The 18,578-nt window shown below is 69.6% G+C and carries 14 protein-coding genes; 10 read left to right on the top strand and 4 right to left on the bottom strand.

Going from position 1 to position 18,578, the window contains the following annotated elements:
- Window positions 1–50: 50 nt before the first annotated feature.
- Window positions 51–2,711 (bottom strand): transglycosylase domain-containing protein, encoded by a 2,661-nt coding sequence (locus ACSNOK_RS00965; RefSeq protein ID WP_436778588.1) that lies wholly within the window; start codon window positions 2,709–2,711, stop codon window positions 51–53.
- Between the two features lie 385 nt (window positions 2,712–3,096).
- On the opposite strand from ACSNOK_RS00965, the gene ACSNOK_RS00960 reads away from it, so the two are divergent.
- The 3 genes from ACSNOK_RS00960 to ACSNOK_RS00950 all read left to right on the top strand — a co-directional run bounded on the left by ACSNOK_RS00960 (window position 3,097) and on the right by ACSNOK_RS00950 (window position 6,232).
- Window positions 3,097–3,690 (top strand): helix-turn-helix transcriptional regulator, encoded by a 594-nt coding sequence (locus ACSNOK_RS00960; RefSeq protein WP_436778587.1) that lies wholly within the window; start codon window positions 3,097–3,099, stop codon window positions 3,688–3,690.
- Between the two features lie 49 nt (window positions 3,691–3,739).
- Entirely contained in the window at window positions 3,740–4,822 is a 1,083-nt protein-coding gene (locus tag ACSNOK_RS00955; RefSeq protein WP_436778586.1) for an inositol-3-phosphate synthase, read from the top strand.
- Window positions 4,823–4,900: 78 nt separating this feature from the next.
- Window positions 4,901–6,232, top strand: coding sequence for an MFS transporter (locus ACSNOK_RS00950; RefSeq protein WP_436778585.1), 1,332 nt, complete (start codon window positions 4,901–4,903; stop codon window positions 6,230–6,232).
- A gap of 19 nt (window positions 6,233–6,251) precedes the next feature.
- Here the strand turns inward: ACSNOK_RS00950 and ACSNOK_RS00945 are convergent, their stop codons facing one another.
- Window positions 6,252–7,721: a CCA tRNA nucleotidyltransferase gene (locus ACSNOK_RS00945; RefSeq protein ID WP_436778584.1), complete on the bottom strand. Its 1,470-nt coding sequence runs from the start codon at window positions 7,719–7,721 to the stop codon at window positions 6,252–6,254.
- Window positions 7,722–7,929: 208 nt separating this feature from the next.
- Here ACSNOK_RS00945 and ACSNOK_RS00940 point away from each other — a divergent pair, with 208 nt between their 5' ends.
- Complete coding sequence (locus tag ACSNOK_RS00940; RefSeq protein WP_436778583.1) at window positions 7,930–10,257, top strand: DUF6049 family protein; 2,328 nt, start codon at window positions 7,930–7,932, stop codon at window positions 10,255–10,257.
- A 40-nt stretch (window positions 10,258–10,297) separates the two neighbouring features.
- On the opposite strand, the gene ACSNOK_RS00935 is transcribed toward ACSNOK_RS00940, so the two are convergent.
- On the bottom strand, window positions 10,298–10,609 hold the full coding sequence (locus ACSNOK_RS00935; protein WP_436778582.1) for a hypothetical protein: 312 nt from the start codon (window positions 10,607–10,609) through the stop codon (window positions 10,298–10,300).
- A 66-nt stretch (window positions 10,610–10,675) separates the two neighbouring features.
- On the opposite strand from ACSNOK_RS00935, the gene murJ reads away from it, so the two are divergent.
- The 6 genes from murJ (at window position 10,676) to trxA (ending at window position 17,590) form a co-directional block, all read left to right on the top strand.
- Window positions 10,676–12,553, top strand: coding sequence for a murein biosynthesis integral membrane protein MurJ (murJ, locus tag ACSNOK_RS00930; RefSeq protein ID WP_436778581.1), 1,878 nt, complete (start codon window positions 10,676–10,678; stop codon window positions 12,551–12,553).
- A gap of 108 nt (window positions 12,554–12,661) precedes the next feature.
- Window positions 12,662–14,371, top strand: a complete 1,710-nt coding sequence (locus ACSNOK_RS00925; protein ID WP_436778580.1) for a protein kinase family protein — start codon at window positions 12,662–12,664, stop codon at window positions 14,369–14,371.
- A 93-nt stretch (window positions 14,372–14,464) separates the two neighbouring features.
- Window positions 14,465–15,178, top strand: a complete 714-nt coding sequence (gene sigM, locus ACSNOK_RS00920; protein WP_436778579.1) for an RNA polymerase sigma factor SigM — start codon at window positions 14,465–14,467, stop codon at window positions 15,176–15,178.
- On the top strand, window positions 15,175–16,128 hold the full coding sequence (locus ACSNOK_RS00915; RefSeq protein ID WP_436778578.1) for a hypothetical protein: 954 nt from the start codon (window positions 15,175–15,177) through the stop codon (window positions 16,126–16,128). Before sigM ends, ACSNOK_RS00915 begins: the two co-directional genes overlap by 4 nt.
- A 118-nt stretch (window positions 16,129–16,246) precedes the next feature.
- Window positions 16,247–17,215: a thioredoxin-disulfide reductase gene (trxB, locus tag ACSNOK_RS00910; protein WP_436778577.1), complete on the top strand. Its 969-nt coding sequence runs from the start codon at window positions 16,247–16,249 to the stop codon at window positions 17,213–17,215.
- Between the two features lie 45 nt (window positions 17,216–17,260).
- The gene (gene trxA / locus ACSNOK_RS00905) at window positions 17,261–17,590 is read left to right on the top strand and encodes a thioredoxin (protein WP_436778576.1); all 330 of its coding nucleotides are present in this window, start codon (window positions 17,261–17,263) and stop codon (window positions 17,588–17,590) included.
- A gap of 72 nt (window positions 17,591–17,662) precedes the next feature.
- Here trxA and ACSNOK_RS00900 read toward each other — a convergent pair whose 3' ends face one another.
- Window positions 17,663–18,280, bottom strand: a complete 618-nt coding sequence (locus ACSNOK_RS00900; RefSeq protein ID WP_436778575.1) for a GNAT family N-acetyltransferase — start codon at window positions 18,278–18,280, stop codon at window positions 17,663–17,665.
- Window positions 18,281–18,578: the final 298 nt, after the last annotated feature.

The following is an 18,578-nucleotide window of genomic DNA, read 5'->3' as shown; positions in this document are numbered from 1 at the left end:
GAGTGAACGGAACGGCCCCGGGTTTACGCGGCGCGGGGAGCGCGGGACGCTCAGCCGAACGGCCCGCCGAAGAGGCCCCCGCCCTGGCGCCGGCTCTGGCCCGGCGGCGCCTGCTCGTCGCCGCCGGGGTCGCCCTCCTGGCCGCCGCCCGGCCCCCCGGGCTCGCCGCCCGTGGCCCCCGCCGGGCCGCCACCGGGCCCGCCGTCGTCCTTCTGCCCGTGGTCGCCGAGCCGGCACCGCGGGTCGAGCAGCCCACAGGTCCGGGGGGTCGGCCGCGGGGACGGGGACGGCGGCGCCGACGGGGACGCCGGCGCCGACTCCGAGGGCGACGCGGACGGCGACGCCGACGGCGCGGGAGCCGGCGACGGGCTGGCCCCGTCACCGAAGATCTTCTCGCCGATGGGCTGCGGCGGGTCGAAGTGCCGGATGGGCGTGCCCTTGAGGGCCTTGCCCATGTAGTCGGCCCAGATCTCCGCCGGGAACGAGGCGCCGTGGATCGTCGCCTTGCCGCCCACCCCCCGCATCGAGAGGAACTGCTGGTTCTTGGCGTTCGGGTTGACGCGGTACATGCCGATGGCCGTGGAGAGCTGCGGGGTGTAGCCCGCGAACCACGCCGAGCGGTTCCCGTCCGTCGTTCCCGTCTTGCCCGCCGCCGGCCGCGCGCCGAGCCGGGCCGCCGTGCCGGTGCCCGCGTCCACGACCGTCTTCAGCACGTCGGTGACGTTGTTCGCCACGTTGGAGCTGAACGCCTGGGTGCTCTTCTTCTCGTGCCGGTAGGCCGGCTTGCCGTTCTTCTCCACCTTCTCGACGGAGTACGGGTCGACCTGCCGCCCGCTGTCCGCGAACGTCGCGTAGGCCCCGGCCAGCCGGATCGCGCTCGGCGCGGAGGTGCCCAGCGAGAAGGTCGGGGTGATCGAAGCCAGCTGTTCCTTGTCCAGCCCCGCGGCCAGGGCGGCCTCCCGGACCAGGTCCGTGCCCACGTCCATGCCGAGCTGGATGTAGGGGGTGTTCACCGAGAACTGCATGGCGGTGCGGAGGCTGATCAGGCCCTTGTCCTCGTCACCGTCGTTCTTCTGGTGCCACTCCCGGCCGTCCTGGTCATGCCAGACGGTCCCGTTGTACATCCGCAGGGTCAGCTTGTTGTCACCGTTGTAGATGCTGTCCGGTGAGACGAGCGTGCGCTGGCTGTCGCTTTGCTGCGCACCGAGGGCGGGGTTCCGCTTCCCGTGTGTCATGGCCGCCGCCAGCACGAACGGCTTGAACGTCGACCCCACCTGGACACCGGTGTAGTCCGCGTTGTTGGTGAAGTGGGTGAGGGCGTTCTCGCCGCCGTAGATGGCCACGATCTTCCCGGTGCCCGGCTCGACCGACGCCCCGCCGAACTGGACGTACTTGTCGACATCGCGCACATCCGGCTTGAGGTTCGCCTTGCGCACGTCCTCGACCGACTTCGCCAGGGCGTTGACCTTCTTCCGGTCGAAGGTGGTGTAGATCTGATAACCGCCCTTGTCCAGCTCTCCCTTGCTGATCATGGAGTGGGCGGTGATGTAGTTGTCGGCGAGGTCGGTGAGGTAGCCGATCTGGCCCGCGCGGTTGGTCGCCGGCTTCGGCTTCTGCGGCTGGGGGAAGCCCTGGCCCACCCATTTGTCCCGCTCGGCGGCCTCCATGTGGCCGACCTGGACCTCCCGGTCCAGCGTCCACTTCCACCGGTCCATGGCCCGCTTGGTGTTCTTCTCCGGCGTCGCCGCGGGCCCCTGCCCCCCGTAGGGGTCGTAGAGGTTCGGCCCGTTCAGCGTCGCCGCCAGGTAGGCGCTCTCGCTCGGCGACAGGTCCGAACAGTCCTTGTCGTAATAGGCGCGCGCCGCCGCCTGGATCCCGTAGGCGCCCCGGCCGTAGTAGGCGGTGTTGAGGTAGCCGGCGAGGATGTCGTGCTTGTCCTGGGTGGCCCCGACCTTGACCGAGATCAGCAGCTCGGTGGCCTTGCGCTTGAGCGTCTGCTCCTGGCTCAGGTAGGTGTTCTTGACGAACTGCTGGGTGATCGTCGAACCGCTCTGCGTCTCACCGCCCTGCGCCATCTTCACGACCGCCCGGGCGATGCCCATCGGGTCCACGCCCCAGTCCTTGTAGAAGCTGGCGTTCTCGGCGGAGATCACCGCGTTCTGCATGGACTTCGGGATCTCCGAGATCGGCACGATCTGCCGGTTGAGACTGCCGCCGCCGGCCACGACCATCTGTTTGCCGTCGGACCAGTAGTAGACGTTCTTCTGCACCTTCGAGGCGAGCTGGGCGCTCGGCACCTGCACCACCGCCAGGGCCACGCCCACCGTGCCCACGATCAGCCCGATGAACGACGCGATCGACCCGGTGACCAGGCGCCAGGACGGGATCCAGCGCCGCCAGTCGTCACGGCCGGCCCGCGGGTAGTCGACGAGCCGCTTCCTCCCCGGTCTGCCACCGTCCCGCCGGGGCCGGCCCGGCCCTCCCGCGCCGGACGGGCGTCTGCGCCCGCCCACCCCGGCGCCGCGCCGGTCCGCCCGCCGGGCTTCGGCACGTCCCCCTGACCGGGGCTCCTCGGCCTGGCCACGGCCGGGCAGGGCGGGGCCGCTGCGTGGTGCGGCGCGGCGGCCGGGCGTCGGCTGCTGCGCCGCCCGCCTGGCCGCGGCTCGTCCGCCGCCCTGCGGCTGGGGCGGCTTACGGCGATGCTCGCTCATCGAACGACTACTTCCTCGGGCAGGCGCTATCGCCTGGAAGCGGCAGGTGGCTTGCGTTCCCCCCGGTGCGGTCCGGCCCCCTGAACGGCCGGGCGCACAGCGTCCGGGACGAGGACGTCATGTCGCGTCACCCGGTTCCCAGTGGTCTGCATGGCGCACAGAGTACGCACGGTCAAATCCCGACTACTGGGGATGTTCACTCCAATTCAGGCCGCTCGTGTCCCACGAACCGGTGATGTGACCTCGTTCACCGTTCTCCCCCTTGTCGACACAGGACGCTCGTTCTATCGTCTGGATGTATCGAGTCGATACATCAGCTCGGCATAAGGGACCAGTAAAGACACAGGAGCAAAGGACTAGGCTGTGGGGGACAAGGAGGCGAAACATGAGCAGACGCTCCGGCATCCTCGAGTTCGCCGTCCTCGGCCTGCTCCGCGAGTCCCCCATGCACGGCTACGAGCTGCGCAAACGCTTGAACACCTCGCTCGGGGTGTTCCGGGCGTTCAGCTACGGCACCCTCTACCCCTGCCTGAAGTCCTTGGTGGCGAACGGCTGGCTGGTGGAGGAGCAGGGGAGCGCTCCCGACGACGCCAAGGCGGCGTCCCTGGCCGGACGGCGGGCGAAGATCGTCTACCGGCTGACGGCAGAGGGCAAAGAGCACTTCGAGGAGTTGCTCGCGCACACCGGCCCGGACGCGTGGGAGGACGAGCACTTCGCCGCCCGCTTCGCGTTCTTCGGGCAGACCTCGCGGGACGTACGGATGCGGGTACTGGAAGGCCGCCGCAGCCGGCTCGAGGAGCGGCTGGAGAAGATGCGTGCCTCTCTCGCCCGCTCCCGCGAGCGCGAGCGGCTGGACGGCTACACCCTCGAACTGCAGCGCCACGGCATGGAGTCGGTGGAGCGCGAAGTCCGCTGGCTGAACGAGCTGATCGAGAGCGAGCGGGCCGGGCGTGACAAACGCACCGGTCCGGACCAGTGAGCCCTGCACACAGCAGGGCTTCGTCGAGAACGAACAGGGAGCAACCGGAATGGGTTCGGTTCGCGTAGCCATCGTCGGCGTGGGCAACTGCGCCGCCTCGCTGGTGCAGGGCGTCGAGTACTACAAGGACGCCGACCCGAACGGCCGCGTGCCGGGTCTGATGCACGTGCAGTTCGGCGACTACCACGTGCGGGACGTCGAGTTCGTGGCCGCGTTCGACGTGGACGCCAAGAAGGTCGGTCTCGACCTCGCCGACGCCATCGGCGCCAGCGAGAACAACACGATCAAGATCTGCGACGTTCCCGCCACCGGCGTGACCGTGCAGCGCGGCCACACCCTGGACGGTCTCGGCAAGTACTACCGCCAGACCATCGAGGAGTCCCCCGAGGCCCCGGTCGACGTGGTCCAGGTCCTCAAGGACCGCCAGGTCGACGTGCTCGTCTGCTACCTGCCGGTGGGCTCCGAGGACGCCGCGAAGTTCTACGCGCAGTGCGCCATCGACGCCAAGGTCGCCTTCGTCAACGCCCTCCCGGTCTTCATCGCCGGCACCAAGGAGTGGGCGGACAAGTTCACCGAGGCCGGTGTCCCGATCGTCGGCGACGACATCAAGTCCCAGGTCGGCGCCACCATCACGCACCGCGTGATGGCCAAGCTGTTCGAGGACCGGGGCGTCATCCTGGACCGCACGATGCAGCTGAACGTCGGCGGCAACATGGACTTCAAGAACATGCTCGAGCGCGAGCGCCTGGAGTCCAAGAAGATCTCCAAGACCCAGGCCGTCACCTCCCAGATCCCCGACCGGGACCTCGGCGAGAAGAACGTCCACATCGGCCCGTCCGACTACGTGGCCTGGCTGGACGACCGCAAGTGGGCCTACGTCCGCCTTGAGGGCCGCGCCTTCGGTGACGTCCCGCTGAACCTGGAGTACAAGCTGGAGGTCTGGGACTCCCCGAACTCCGCCGGTGTCATCATCGACGCCCTCCGTGCCGCGAAGATCGCCAAGGACCGCGGTATCGGCGGCCCGATCCTGTCCGCCTCCTCGTACTTCATGAAGTCGCCGCCGGTGCAGTACTTCGACGACGAGGCGCGCGACCAGGTCGAGAAGTTCATCAAGGGCGACGTCGAGCGCTGACCCGCTCGGCGAAGGTCCCGTACAGGCCCTCGGAGGGAATCCCCCCGAGGGCCTGTCCCGTGTGTGAGGCTGTGCGGCATGCCTGTTGTGCGTGATCTCCGCGTCCTGCTCCGACTGCGCGATTTCCGCCGCCTGTTGACCGTACGACTGCTCTCCCAGGCCGCGGACGGTGTCTACCAGGTCGCCCTCGCCGCCTACGTGGTGTTCTCCCCGGAGAAGCAGGCATCCCCCGCCGCCATCGCCTCCGCGATGGCCGTCCTGCTGCTGCCGTACTCGCTGCTGGGACCCTTCACCGGCGTCCTGCTGGACCGCTGGCGCCGCCGCCAGGTGCTGCTCCACGGCAACCTGGTCCGGTCGGTCCTGGCCGTCGGCACCGCCGTCCTCATCCTCGCCGCGGTCCCCGACTGGATCTTCTACGCCTCGGCCCTCTCGGTGACCGCCGTCAACCGCTTCGTGCTGTCCGGCCTCTCCGCCTCCCTGCCGCACGTCGTGGACAACAGGGAGCGGCTGGTGATGGCCAACTCGCTCTCGCCCACGGCCGGCACCCTCGCCGCCACCGCCGGCGGGGGAATCGCCTTCGCGGTGCGGCTCGCGGCCCCGGAAGGAAGTACCTCCGACGCCTTGGTCGTCTTGGTCGGCGCCGCCCTCTACCTCTGCGCCGGCCTCAGCGCCCTGCGCATGCCCTCCGGCCTGCTGGGACCCGACACCGCCGGTCCTCAGGTCACGTTGCGTACGGCCATCGGAGTGACCGTCCACGGCCTGACGGCGGGCCTCCGCCATCTGGCCCATCGGCGGCCCGCCGCACGAGCGCTCGCCGCGATGACCTTGATGCGCTTCTGCTACGGCGCCCTCACGGTCACCCTGTTGATGCTGTGCCGCTACGCCTGGACAGACACCGACTCCGCGGGACTCGCCCTGCTGGGGCTCGCGGTGGGGGTGTCAGGCGCCGGCTTCTTCGCGGCAGCGCTGATCACCCCATGGGCCGTCGGCAGGTTCGGGCAACTGGGCTGGATAGTGGTCTGCGCCGGGGCCGCCGCCGTACTCGAACCGGGGCTGGGACTGCCCTTCGAGCCGGTACCGATGCTGATCGCGGCCTTCGTTCTGGGGCTCATCACCCAGGGAGCGAAGATCTCGACGGATACCGTCATCCAGGCCTCGGTGGACGACACCTTCCGCGGCCGTGTGTTCTCTCTCTACGACGTCCTGTTCAACGTCGCCTTCGTCGGAGCCGCGGCCGTGGCCGCTCTGATGCTCCCGCCCGACGGCCGGTCCGCGCCCCTGGTCATCACCGTCGCCGTGTTCTACGCGGCCACGGCCGTCGCGCTGGCGACCCGACGTCCGGTTTCACGTGAAACACCGACGCCTGGCAGCGGGTCCGAGCCCGCCGATGGCGTCCGCCGTTTCACGTGAAACCACGTCGGTCGCGCGGTCAGCTCTGCGCGGCCCACCACTCCTTCAGCGCGGCGACGGCCTCGTCCCGCTCCATCGGGCCGTTCTCCAGACGCAGGTCCAGCATGTGCTGGTACGCCTTGCCGACCTGGGGCCCCGGGGGGATGTCCAGGATCCGCATGATCTCGTTGCCGTCCAGGTCAGGACGGATGGCGTCCAGCTGCTCCTTCTGCTGAAGGTCGGCGATGCGCCGTTCCAAACCGTCGTACGCCTGCGAGAGCGCCTGGGCCTTGCGCTTGTTGCGCGTCGTGCAGTCGGACCGGGTGAGCTTGTGCAGCCGGTCGAGCAGGGGCCCGGCGTCCCGGACGTACCGGCGGACAGCCGAGTCGGTCCACTCGCCCGTGCCGTAGCCGTGGAAGCGCAGGTGCAGCTCGACGAGGCGCGAGACGTCCTTCACCAGCTCGTTCGAGTACTTGAGCTTGGTCATCCGGGACTTGGTCATCTTCGCGCCGACCACCTCGTGGTGGTGGAAGGAAACCCGGCCGTCCTTCTCGAACCGGCGCGTCCGCGGCTTGCCGATGTCATGCAGCAGGGCCGCGAGCCGCAGGGTGAGGTCGGGTCCGCCACCCGGCTCGTCGCGCGGCCCCTCCAGGTCGATGGCCTGCTCCAGGACGATGAGGGTGTGCTCGTAGACGTCCTTGTGCCGGTGGTGCTCGTCGCGCTCCAGCCGGAGGGCCGGCAGCTCCGGCAGGACCAGGGCGGCCAGGCCCGTGTCGACCATGAGCCGGAGGCCCTTGCGGGGGTGGTCGGAGAGGATGAGCTTGTTCAGCTCGTCCCGGATCCGCTCGACGGAGACGATCTCCAGCCTCTGGGCCATCTCCTTCATCGCGCTGACGACCTCGGGCGCGACCTCGAAGTCGAGCTGGGCGGCGAAGCGGGCGGCCCGCATCATGCGCAGCGGGTCGTCGGAGAAGGACTCCTCCGGCGTACCGGGGGTGCGCAGGACCCGGGCCGCGAGGTCCTCCAGACCGTTGTGCGGATCGATGAACTCCTTCTCCGGAAGCGCCACGGCCATGGCATTCACGGTGAAGTCGCGACGGACCAGGTCCTCCTCGATGGAGTCACCGTAGGAGACCTCCGGCTTGCGGGAGGTCCGGTCGTAAGCCTCCGACCGATAAGTCGTGATTTCGAGATCGAAGCCGGACTTGCGGCATCCGACGGTGCCGAAGGCGATGCCGACCTCCCAGACCGTGTCGGCCCAGGGCCGGACGATCTTCAGCACGTCATCCGGCCGGGCATCGGTGGTGAAGTCGAGATCGTTGCCGAGCCGGCCGAGCAGCGCGTCCCGTACCGAGCCGCCGACCAGGGCAAGGGTGAACCCGGCGGCGCGGAAACGCTGGGCGAGGTCGTCGGCCACGGGGGACACCCGCAGGAGCTCGCTCACGGCGCGGCGCTGCACCTGGTTCAGTTCGTTCGGCGGCACGGAGTCACTGTTGTTGGCGTTCGGCACAACAGGAAAGGGTACGTGGCCGGACGGCGATAGCCCTCCTCTCTCGGCAGAGCCGTATGAGGACCGTCATAAACCGTCACAGCCTGGGCATCGGCCCACTCCCGTGATCTTGCGCTGCGGTCCGCAGCACTTCGGCACAGCGCGCCTCGTTACCATTCGTGGACGCACATCCGACGACCACTGACGACGACGAGGGACGGGCGAGCGCGTGGCCGAGGCGGCAGAGTTCCAGGAGACGTTCCGGGGGACGACGCCTCCTGCCGCTTTCCACCGGATGCGGTCGGTCCTGACACTGCTCGCCGTCCTGCTGGTGCTCCTGGGCGTGACCGAGTTCTCCGCCGCGCCGACGGCCCACGCCGACGGCACGGGCTCCCGTACGGTCTCGGTCTCCATCGACTCCCTGACACCGATCGCGCCCACCCAGAGCGACAAGATCACCATCTCGGGAACGGTCACCAACAAGGGCCGGTCCACCGTCAGCGCCGGACACGTCGGGCTGCGCATCGGTGGGCTGCTCTCCACCCGCAGCGAGATCGACGACATCGGCGACCGGACCGCCTTCTCCCCGGGCACCGACGGCCCGGAGCTGACCGGCCATACCCAGAAGATCGGCAAGCTGCAGCCGGGCATCTCCCGTGAGTTCCAGCTGACCGTCCCCGCGAAGGACCTCAACCTGGACCGGGACGGCGTCTACCCGCTGGGGGTCTCCTTCTCCGGACAGACCACCGACCAGCAGTACGAGCGGGTGCTCGGCATCCGCCGCACCCTGCTGCCGTGGCAGCCCTCGGGCGCGGAAGGCAAGAAGACCAAGGTCACCTTCCTCTGGCCGCTGATCTCCGACACCCACCTCACGGCCCGCACGGAGTCGGACCAGCAACAGACCCCGATCTTCCCGAACGACGACCTCGCGGCGGAGCTGGCCCCGGGCGGCCGCCTCCAGCAGATGGTGGCGCTGGGCAAAGAACTCCACGTCACCTGGGTGATCGACCCCGACCTGCTGGCCACGGTCGAGGCGATGACCAAGAGCTACCAGGTCGCGCAGCCGAACGGGAAGGTCATCCCCGGCCGGGGCCAGGCGGTCGCCAATCAGTGGCTCAGCCAGCTGCAGTCGGCGGTGTCCGGCAAGGAGATCGTCGCCCTGCCCTTCGGCGACCCGGACCTCGCCTCGCTGGCCCATCACGGCGCGGGCGTGGGCGGCGCGCTCAGCCACCTCCAGTCGGCCACGGAACTCGCCGGCGTGACCGTGGACACCATCCTGCAGGTGAAGCCGCGTACCGACTTCGCCTGGCCGGTGAACGGCGCCATCGACTCCACCATCGTCCAGGTCGCCACCTCGGCGGGCGCACACAACGTCATCGCCCGCAGCGACAGCCTCCGGGAGCCCGACGGGTCTCCCTACGCCCCCACGGCGGCCCGCCAGATCGGCGGCGGGACCACGGCCGTCGTCGCCGACGCGCGCCTGTCCACCGCCTTCGAGGGCGATCTGACGCGCGCGGGCGAAGCCTCACTCGCGGTACAGCGGTTCCTCGCCCAGAGCCTGATGATCAACAAGCAGGCGCCGGAGAACGAGCGCAGCATCGTCGTGGCCCCACAGCGCATGCCGACCACCGGCCAGGCCCAGGCGATGGCCACGGCCCTGGGCGGACTGTCCGCCGGCCGCTGGACGCAGCCGCTCGACGACCTGAGCGCCGCCGCCAAGACCAAGCCGGACCCCGCCGCCAGCCGGCGGATTCCCGGCCCCGGCGCGTACCCGGACGCCCTGCGCGCCCAGGAACTGCCCAGCGAGGCGTTCACCGAGATACAGAAGGCACAGGACGAGCTGTCCTCCTTCAAAACGATCCTCACGTCTCCGGACCGGGTGGTCATCCCCTTCGGCAGCGCGATCATCCGTGAGATGTCCACCTCGTGGCGCGGCGACCCGGCGGGCGCGTCCGACTTCCGCGCGGCCGTGCAGTCGTACCTCTCCACCCTGCAGAACCACGTCAAGCTGGTGGACAAGTCCGACGCGACCCTCTCCGGCCGCAGCGCGACGATCCCGGTGACCGTGAAGAACGGCCTGTTCCAGGGGATCGACCACCTGTACCTGCGGCTGGAGTCCACGCAGCCGAACCGTCTGAAGGTCACGGACAAGCAGCCCGTGAAGATCGACGGCGGGCACAGCCAGTCGGTGAAGTTCGAGACCAGGGCCTACGCCAACGGTCCGGTCACGGTGAAGGCACAGCTCTACACTGCCGACGGCCAGCAGGTCGGCGAGCCCATGCGCTTCACTGTGCATGTCACGTCCATCACCCCTATGGTGCTGCTGGTCATCGCCGGCGGTGTCCTCCTCCTCGTCCTCGCGGGACTCCGCATCTATCTGAAGCGCAAGCGCTCGGGCAACCGTGACGGCGCCGGGAACGGTCCGGAGGCCGGTGGTGAAGGCCCCTCGGACGGCGGCGACGACGGCGGCGAGCCCGAGCGCCCGGGGGACCCGGCGGCGGACGCCGGAACCGGGAGCGGTGAGCCCTCCCGGCCGGGTGAGAAAGTGGAACGTTGACGTGTCGTGGGGCCGGTCGGCCGCGGACGGATGAGGTGGGCTAGGGATGAACGCGCCGTACGACGGTGACCGCGGCCGGGGCGCGGGAGGTGACCGACGGGACCAGTACCCGCCGGCGCCGCCCGGTGCCCAGGGGCCGGGCCCGTACGCCCCGGACCCGTACCTCGGAGATCCCTACCCGGCCGAGCCGTACCCCGGCCGGGCGCCCGCCGACGACGACGGCGGCGTGCGGCAGGACGGCTTCCACCAGGGTGGACAGCCCGGGTACGGCCGGCCGCAATACGGCCAGCCCCAGGCCGGCCCGCCGGTCCCGCCGCCGCCCGCGCCGTCGTACCCACAGCAGCAGAGCCACCCACAGCAGCCGTGGCCTTCGGCCCCGGCGCCCGGTGACGATGAGGCGACCCAGCTCATCGGCAGCGTGAGCGGCTTCCCGGACCGGACGACGCCCCCGTCGCCCCAGCGCGACGCCTTCGCCCACCTCTACCGGGACCAGCAGCAGCCCTACGAGCCCCAGCGGCCGCAGGGCCGGCCGGTCCCGGCGCCCGGGCAGCACCCCGCGACGCCCTCGATGGAACACACCCAGCCGATGGTGCCCGCCGTGGAGCCGCCCGCGGCCGAGCCGCTCGTGGAGCCGGAGCCCGCTCCCGCTGCACCGGCGGCGAAGGGCGGCAAGGCGGCGGGCCTGCTGAAGTCGAGCGCCCTGATGGCGGCGGGCACGATGGTGTCGCGGCTCCTGGGCTTCGCCAAGCAGGCGCTGATCGTCGCTGCCCTGGGCACACAGGTGCTGGCCGACACCTACACGGTGGCCAACCAGCTGCCCGCCATGGTCTTCTTCCTGACGATCGGCGGCGGCCTCAACTCGGTCTTCATCCCGCAGCTCGTTCGCTCCATGAAGGAGGACGCGGACGGCGGAGACGCCTACGCGAACCGGCTGCTGACGCTGGTGGGCGTCATCCTGGGCGCACTCACCCTCCTGACCGTGCTGGGGGCGGAGTTCCTCGTCCCCCTGATGTCGAACGACTTCGCCAACAAGCCCGACGCCAACTCGGTGACGGTGACCTTCGTCCGTTACTGCATGCCCACCATCTTCTTCATGGGCATCCATGTGGTGATGGGGCAGATCCTCAACGCACGCGGCCGCTTCGGCGCGATGATGTGGACACCCGTCCTCAACAACGTCGTCGTCATCGCCACCTTCGGCCTCTTCCTCTGGGTCTACGGCACGGCGGGCAGCTCCCACCTGAGCGAGAACACCATCCCGCCGGAGGGCGTCCGGCTGCTGGGTGTCGGCACCCTGCTCGGTCTGGTCGTCCAGGCGCTGGCGATGATCCCCTACCTGAAGGCGGCGGGATTCAAGATCCGACCGCGCTTCGACTGGCGCGGCCACGGGCTCGGGAAAGCCGCGAAGCTGGCCAAGTGGACCATGCTCTTCGTGCTCGCCAACCAGGCGGGCAACCTGGTCGTCACCCAGCTCGCCACCGCCGCCGGCGCCGACAGCGGCCAGAACGGCACCGGCATCACGGCCTACATCAACGCCCAGCTCATCTGGAACATGCCGCAGGCCATCCTCACCGTCTCGATCATGGCGGCGATGCTCCCACGGCTGTCGCGCTCGGCAGTCGACGGGGACACCAGCGCCGTACGAGACGACATCTCCCAGGGCCTCCGCACCTCGGCCGTGGCGATCGTGCCCATCTCTTTCGCTTTCCTGGCCCTCGGCGTGCCGATCTGCACCCTGCTCTTCGGCTCCGGCGGCACCGAAGGCGCCCGCTTCTTCGGCTACGCCCTCATGGGCTTCAGCCTCGGCCTGATCCCCTTCTCGGTGCAGTACGTCGTCCTCCGCGCCTTCTACGCGTACGAGGACACCCGCACCCCCTTCTACAACACGGTCATCGTCGCCGCGGTCAACGCCTCCTGCTCGGCACTCAGCTACTTCCTCCTTCCCGCCCGCTGGGTCGTGGTCGGCATGGGCGTCTCCTACGGCCTCGCCTACGCCGTCGGTGTCGGTGTCGCATGGCGCAGGCTGCGCAACCGGCTCGGCGGCGACCTGGACGGCGCCCGCGTGGTGCGTACGTACGCCCGCCTCATCGGGGCGTGCGTTCCCGCGACGCTCATCGGCGGCGCCATCGCCTACGGCATCGGCCAGGTCCTGGGCAGCGGCGTCTTCGGTTCGCTCGCCGCCCTGATCGGCGGCGGCGTCATGCTGCTCGGCGTCTTCTACATCGCCGCCAAACGCATGCGCGTGGAAGAGGTCACCGCCATGGTCGGCATGGTGCGCGGGCGTCTGGGACGCTGACCGAGCACAACCATCACCCGTCGTCGTGTGTCGTGCAGGGCGACGGAGTGTGGGCACAATTGTCTTGGCTGCGGACAGGGTGCATCGGACGGGGAGGCAGGAGCGACGGTGGCGGAACGGAGCACGGCTGCCGTCGACGTGGCAGGCAGCAGCGGCGCGCAGGACGAACCGTCGCTGACCGCCAAGGCGGACAAGGCCACGGCCGACGGGACGGAGGCCGGGATCACCGAGGAAAGCGGCGCCGGTGCGCGCCTCGACACCGAGCGCACGACGGACGGAAAGGCCCCGCGCGGCGACCGCGCGCCCGAACTGCACAGCGGACACAAGCTCGCCGGGCGGTACCGCCTGGAGGAGTGCGTCACCCGTCTGGAGGGATTCAGCAGCTGGCGTGCTGTCGACGAGAAGCTGCGCCGGGCCGTCGGCGTCCACCTGCTGCCGGCCGATCACCCGCGGGCCCGTACGGTACTCGCGGCGGCCCGCTCCGCCGCACTGCTGGGTGACCCGCGCTTCGTCCAGGTCCTCGACGCCGTCGAGGAGGACGACCTCGTCTACGTCGTCCACGAGTGGCTGCCCGACGCCACCGAACTGACCTCGGTACTGGCCTCCGGCCCCATGGAGGCGTTCGACGCCTACCAGCTCGTCAGCCAGGTGTCGCAGGCCATGGCGGCCGCCCATCGGGAGGGCCTCGCCCATCTGCGGCTCGGCCCCGGCTGCGTGCTGCGCACCGGCTCGGGCCAGTACCGCATCCGCGGGCTCGCCGTGATGGCGGCACTTCGCGGCATCACCTCCGATTCCCCCCAGCGCACCGACACCGAGGCCATCGGCGCCCTGCTGTACGCCGCCCTCACCCAGCGCTGGCCCTACGAAGGCGATGCCCACGGCCTGGCCGGGCTGCCCAAGGGCGTCGGTCTCATCGCCCCCGACCAGGTGCGAGCCGGGGTTCACCGAGGCCTCTCCCAGTTGGCGATGCGCGCGCTCGTCAATGACGGTGCCACCGCATCCCGCCAGGAACCGCCCTGCACCACACCGGAAGAACTCGCCAAGGCCGTCTCGGCCATGCCGCGAGTCCGCCCCCCGGAGACGCCGTTCTCCGCCACACCGGCCTATCCACGCCCCCAGCCGGGCGGCGGCTACGGGCCGCAGGCCCTCCATCCCGCCGCTCCTCCGCCGCCCCCGCTGCAGAGCCGGACCGGGACGGCCATCAAGTGGATCGTCTCCTCACTGCTCATCGCCGCACTGGGCCTGGGCAGCTGGCAGCTCGCCGATGCCCTGCTCAAGCACACCGACTCTGACGATGACCCCCAGCAGTCACAGCTGTCGGACAACGAGGCCAAGAAGAAGATCGTCAGCCATGCGCTGAAGATCATGGGTGCTCAGGAATACGCCACGGACGGCGGCCTTCAGCACCCGGGGCAGGTACCGAACACCTACGACAAGCAGGCCGGGACAGCCTGGCGGTCGCTCTCCTTCAACGATCAGCTGGCACCCAACTCCTACAAGGACGGCGTCGGCATCGTCTATGACCTGGGCAAGGAGGAACAGGTCACCAAGGCGGAGATCGACATGATCCACGAAGGCGGCACGACGATCTCGCTCTACGCCGCCGACAGCCTGACTCCCTCCGGCCCGCCGAGCACGATGAAGAAGCTCTCCGAGGTCACGGAGAACGGTCGCACCGTGCAGTTCTCCCTCAAGAAGCCCGCCAAGACGCGCTACGTGCTGGTGTGGATCACGGCCATGCCCAATGCCGGGCAGGAGCAGTACAGCAGGGCCGGCCACAAGCAGGGCATCACCGAGGTCCGCTTCCGCGGCCGCTGACCGAGAGACCCTGGCCCCTACCCAGCCGATCCCCCTCCTCTCTAAGTTGGTCTCAACAACAGATCGCGCGCGAGACAGCGCTCTCAGGGCGGGGTGAGTGCCATCGCAGAGGACGGACGGCAGCAGCGGACGCCGACGGCCGGCAGTGACAGCGAGCTGCTCGCCCTGCATGTCGCCGGAGATCCCGAAGCCTTCAGCGAACTCGTACGGCGCCACCGGGACCGGCTGTGGGCGGTGGCCCTCCGAACCCTCGGCGACCGGGAGGAAGCGGCGGACGCCGTACAGGACGCTCTCGTCTCCGCCTACCGCGCGGCACACACCTTCCGCGGCCAGTCGGCTGTCACCACCTGGCTGCACCGCATCACCGTGAACGCCTGCCTGGACCGAGCCCGCAAGGCCGCCGCGCGCCGGACGTCACCCCTGGCCGAGACCGAGAAGCTTGAACACCTTCTGGAGCCCCATGAGTCCGCCGCCGAGCCGGCCGAGCGGAGCGATCTCCACAGAGAGCTGCTTCGGGCCCTCGCAACCTTGCCACCCGATCAGCGTGCCGTTCTCGTCCTGGTCGATATGCAGGGTTATCCGGTAGCCGAGGCGGCAGCCGTATTGAATGTTCCTGTGGGCACGGTGAAGAGCCGGTGCGCCAGAGCACGGGCGAGACTGCTGCCGATGCTCACCCATCTGCGTCCCGACGGCAGGGGTAGCCCTCGGTCCGAGAGGGAAAGGAACCGGTCGCAGGCATCGTCCGTCCCACCACCGGCTGGACGGAGTGACGTGGACCCAGTGAAGGGCGGAGGTGGGCGAGCGTGACCTCGACGACCGGCACGGACGGGCACCCGGAGGTCTCGGAGATCTCCGCACTCGCCGAGGGAGTGCTCTCTCCCGCGCGCAGCGCGGACCTACGGGAGCATCTGGCCGACTGCATGGTCTGCGACGACGTCCGGGCTTCCCTCGACGAGATCCGCGAGCTGCTGGGCACCCTCCCCGGCCCGGCAAGGATGCCGGCGGACGTCGCCGGCAGGATCGACGCGGCCCTCGCGGCCGAGGCCCTGCTCGATGCGACAGCTCCCCAGGAGGCGGTCTCGACCGTTTCACGTGAAACCGCGACGATCATCGCAGGGCAGGTTTCACGTGAAACGCCGTACCCCCCGGCCCCCGACATCGACAGCTCGGTTTCACGTGAAACACCGCTCTGTGACCGGCCCGCCGGGCGCTCTCGGAGCACTGTGGGGCCAGGCCGCCAGTCGGTGCCCGGGAAGCCTTCCGGGAAGTCGGTCGCCACTCGTGGCCACCGCTGGCGCCGTACGTTGCTGGGTACCGCCTGCGCCGCTGCCGCCATCGGCGTGAGCACCTTCCTGCTCAGCACAGGGGAAGACGGGGGGGACCATTCCACGCTGCGAGCGGACAGCCCGAGCCCTTCCGCGGTCGCCGTGGCCGAACTCAAGACACGGGTGCACAACGCGCTGTCGAACCTCAAGCCGGCCGAGACACGCGGCATGCGGGCCCAGGACGGACCCGAGCCCTACCTGGGATCGGACAGCACCGCCCCGCACTGTGTGCGGCAAGGCATCGGCCGCTCGGATGCCGCCCTCGCGGTACGCCAGGAACGCTTCACCGGAACGGACACCTACCTGGTGATCTACCCGCACTCCCGTGACGCGACGCTCGTTGACGTCTATGTCGTCGCGGCGGACTGTGTCGGCACCTCCTCCGGCAGGCCCGGGAAGGTGCTGGTAAGCGAGACGGTTTCGCGTTCCTGAGCCGTTTCTCCGGCTGCTGCGATGCCTCTGGGGGAATGCTCGCCCCGTAGGATCCGTTGGGTGGGGTGAGACCCAGCAAGGACCCAGTCAGCAGTCGGCAGAGACAAGGAAGACACCCGTGAGCGACGTCCGCAACGTGATCATTATTGGCTCCGGGCCCGCGGGCTACACGGCCGCGCTCTACACCGCCCGCGCTTCTCTGAAGCCGCTGGTGTTCGAGGGCGCCGTAACCGCCGGTGGTGCACTGATGAACACCACCGAGGTGGAGAACTTCCCCGGCTTCCGCGACGGCATCATGGGCCCTGACCTCATGGACAACATGCGGGCCCAGGCCGAGCGCTTCGGTGCCGAGCTCATCCCGGACGATGTCACGGCCGTCGACCTCACCGACGAGATCAAGACCGTCACGGACTCCGCCGGCACCGTGCACCGGGCCAAGGCCGTCATCGTGACCACCGGTTCCCAGCACCGCAAGCTCGGCCTGCCGCGCGAGGACGAGCTGTCGGGTCGCGGTGTGTCCTGGTGCGCCACCTGCGACGGGTTCTTCTTCAAGGACCAGGACATCGCCGTGGTCGGCGGTGGCGACACCGCGATGGAGGAGGCCACCTTCCTGTCGCGCTTCGCGAAGTCGGTCACCGTCATCCACCGCCGTGAGGCCCTGCGCGCCAGCAAGGCCATGCAGGAGCGGGCCTTCGCCGACCCGAAGATCTCCTTCGTCTGGGACAGTGAGGTCGCCGAGATTCACGGCGACGCCAAGCTCTCCGGGCTGACCCTGCGCAACGTCAAGACCGGCGAGACCTCGGAGCTGCCGGTGACCGGCCTCTTCATCGCCATCGGTCACGACCCCCGCACCGAGCTCCTCAAGGGCCAGCTCGAGCTGGACGACGAGGGCTACCTCAAGGTGGACGCGCCGTCCACCCGCACCAACCTGCCGGGCGTCTTCGCCGCCGGTGACGTCGTCGACCACACGTACCGCCAGGCGATCACCGCGGCGGGCACCGGCTGCTCCGCGGCCCTGGATGCGGAGCGTTACCTGGCCGCCCTGGGCGACGGCGAGAACGTCCGCGAGCCCGAGCAGAGCGCCTGACCCCCTCCCCCCGCCCCCCCACAGAGAAGAATCAAGGAGACCGCAATGGCTCTCAAGGCCGTGACCGACGCGTCCTTCGACGAGGACGTCATCAAGAGCGACAAGCCCGTGCTGGTGGACTTCTGGGCCGAGTGGTGTGGCCCCTGCCGCCAGATCGCTCCCTCGCTCGAGGCCATTGCCGCCGAGCACGGTGACAAGCTCGAGATCGTCAAGCTGAACATCGACGAGAACCCGACGACCGCCGCCAAGTACGGCGTGATGTCGATCCCGACCCTCAACCTCTACAAGGGCGGCGAGGTCGTGCAGACCATCGTGGGTGCCAAGCCGAAGGCCGCCCTGGAGCGCGAGCTGACGGACGTCATCCACGCCAAGTAAGCGGTGCGTCGACGTTTCACGTGAAACAGGGGCCGTTCCCGTACGGGGGACGGCCCCTGTTCCGTGCTCCGGCTACAACGGGCGGAGCGCCGGCTCCTTCTGCACCGCGCCCAGCAGCCGGTCCAACGCCAGCTCCACGTCCTCCTTCCAGGACAACGCGGACCGCAGTTCAAGCCGGAGCCGGGGATAACGCGGATGTTGGCGCACGGTCTTGAAGCCCACGGCCAGCAGATGGTCGGCCGGGAGTACACACGCGGGCTCCTTCCACCGCGCGTCGCCGAACGCTTCGATGGCCTTGAACCCTCGCCTCAATACGTCCTTGGCGACCGTCTGCACCATGACGCGCCCGAGCCCCTGGCCCTGGAAGCCCGGTGCGAGCCAAGCGGTCATCAGTTGCACGGCGTCAGCGGCCACCGGGCTGGTGGGAAACGCCGTCGCCCGGGGCACATAGGCCGGCGGAGCGTAAAGGACGAAGCCGGCCGGTTCGTCGTCCACGTAGACGACCCGGCCGCACGATCCCCATTCCAGGAGTACGGCCGAGATCCAGGCCTCTTTCTCCAGCTCGGGACGGCCTGCCCTCAGTGCGGCCTCACCGCTGACGGGGTCAAGCTCCCAGAACACACACGCCCGGCAGCGCTTGGGAAGGTCCGGCAGATTGTCCAGAGTGAGCGGTACGAGGCGACGCCCCATGGAGCCAGTTCCTCACTTCCTACCCGTGCCGCGCCGCGGGCGGCACTCAGCGCGTTGCGCTCCCTGAGCAGGCCGCCGACGAATCCGCCGACCGCGCCCAGACTCAGGCCCGTCGCCACCAGTCCGGTCCGGCTCACCATTCGCATGGCCTCGTTCCTCCGTCAACTGCGTTCGCATGTCCGACGTGGTGGTGCCATACCTCAACGCATCGTATCCACCGGCGGTTTGGGCCGACAGCCGACCAAGGCAAAGGGGCGGGGCGTGTTCCACGGGAAACTCGTTGTTTCACGTGGAACAC

Origin of the sequence: Streptomyces sp. URMC 126 (assembly GCF_051386555.1) — a bacterium.
GTDB lineage: Bacteria > Actinomycetota > Actinomycetes > Streptomycetales > Streptomycetaceae > Streptomyces.
Note: the sequence above shows the minus strand (reverse complement) of the source record. Positions and strands in the feature narration are given on the sequence as shown.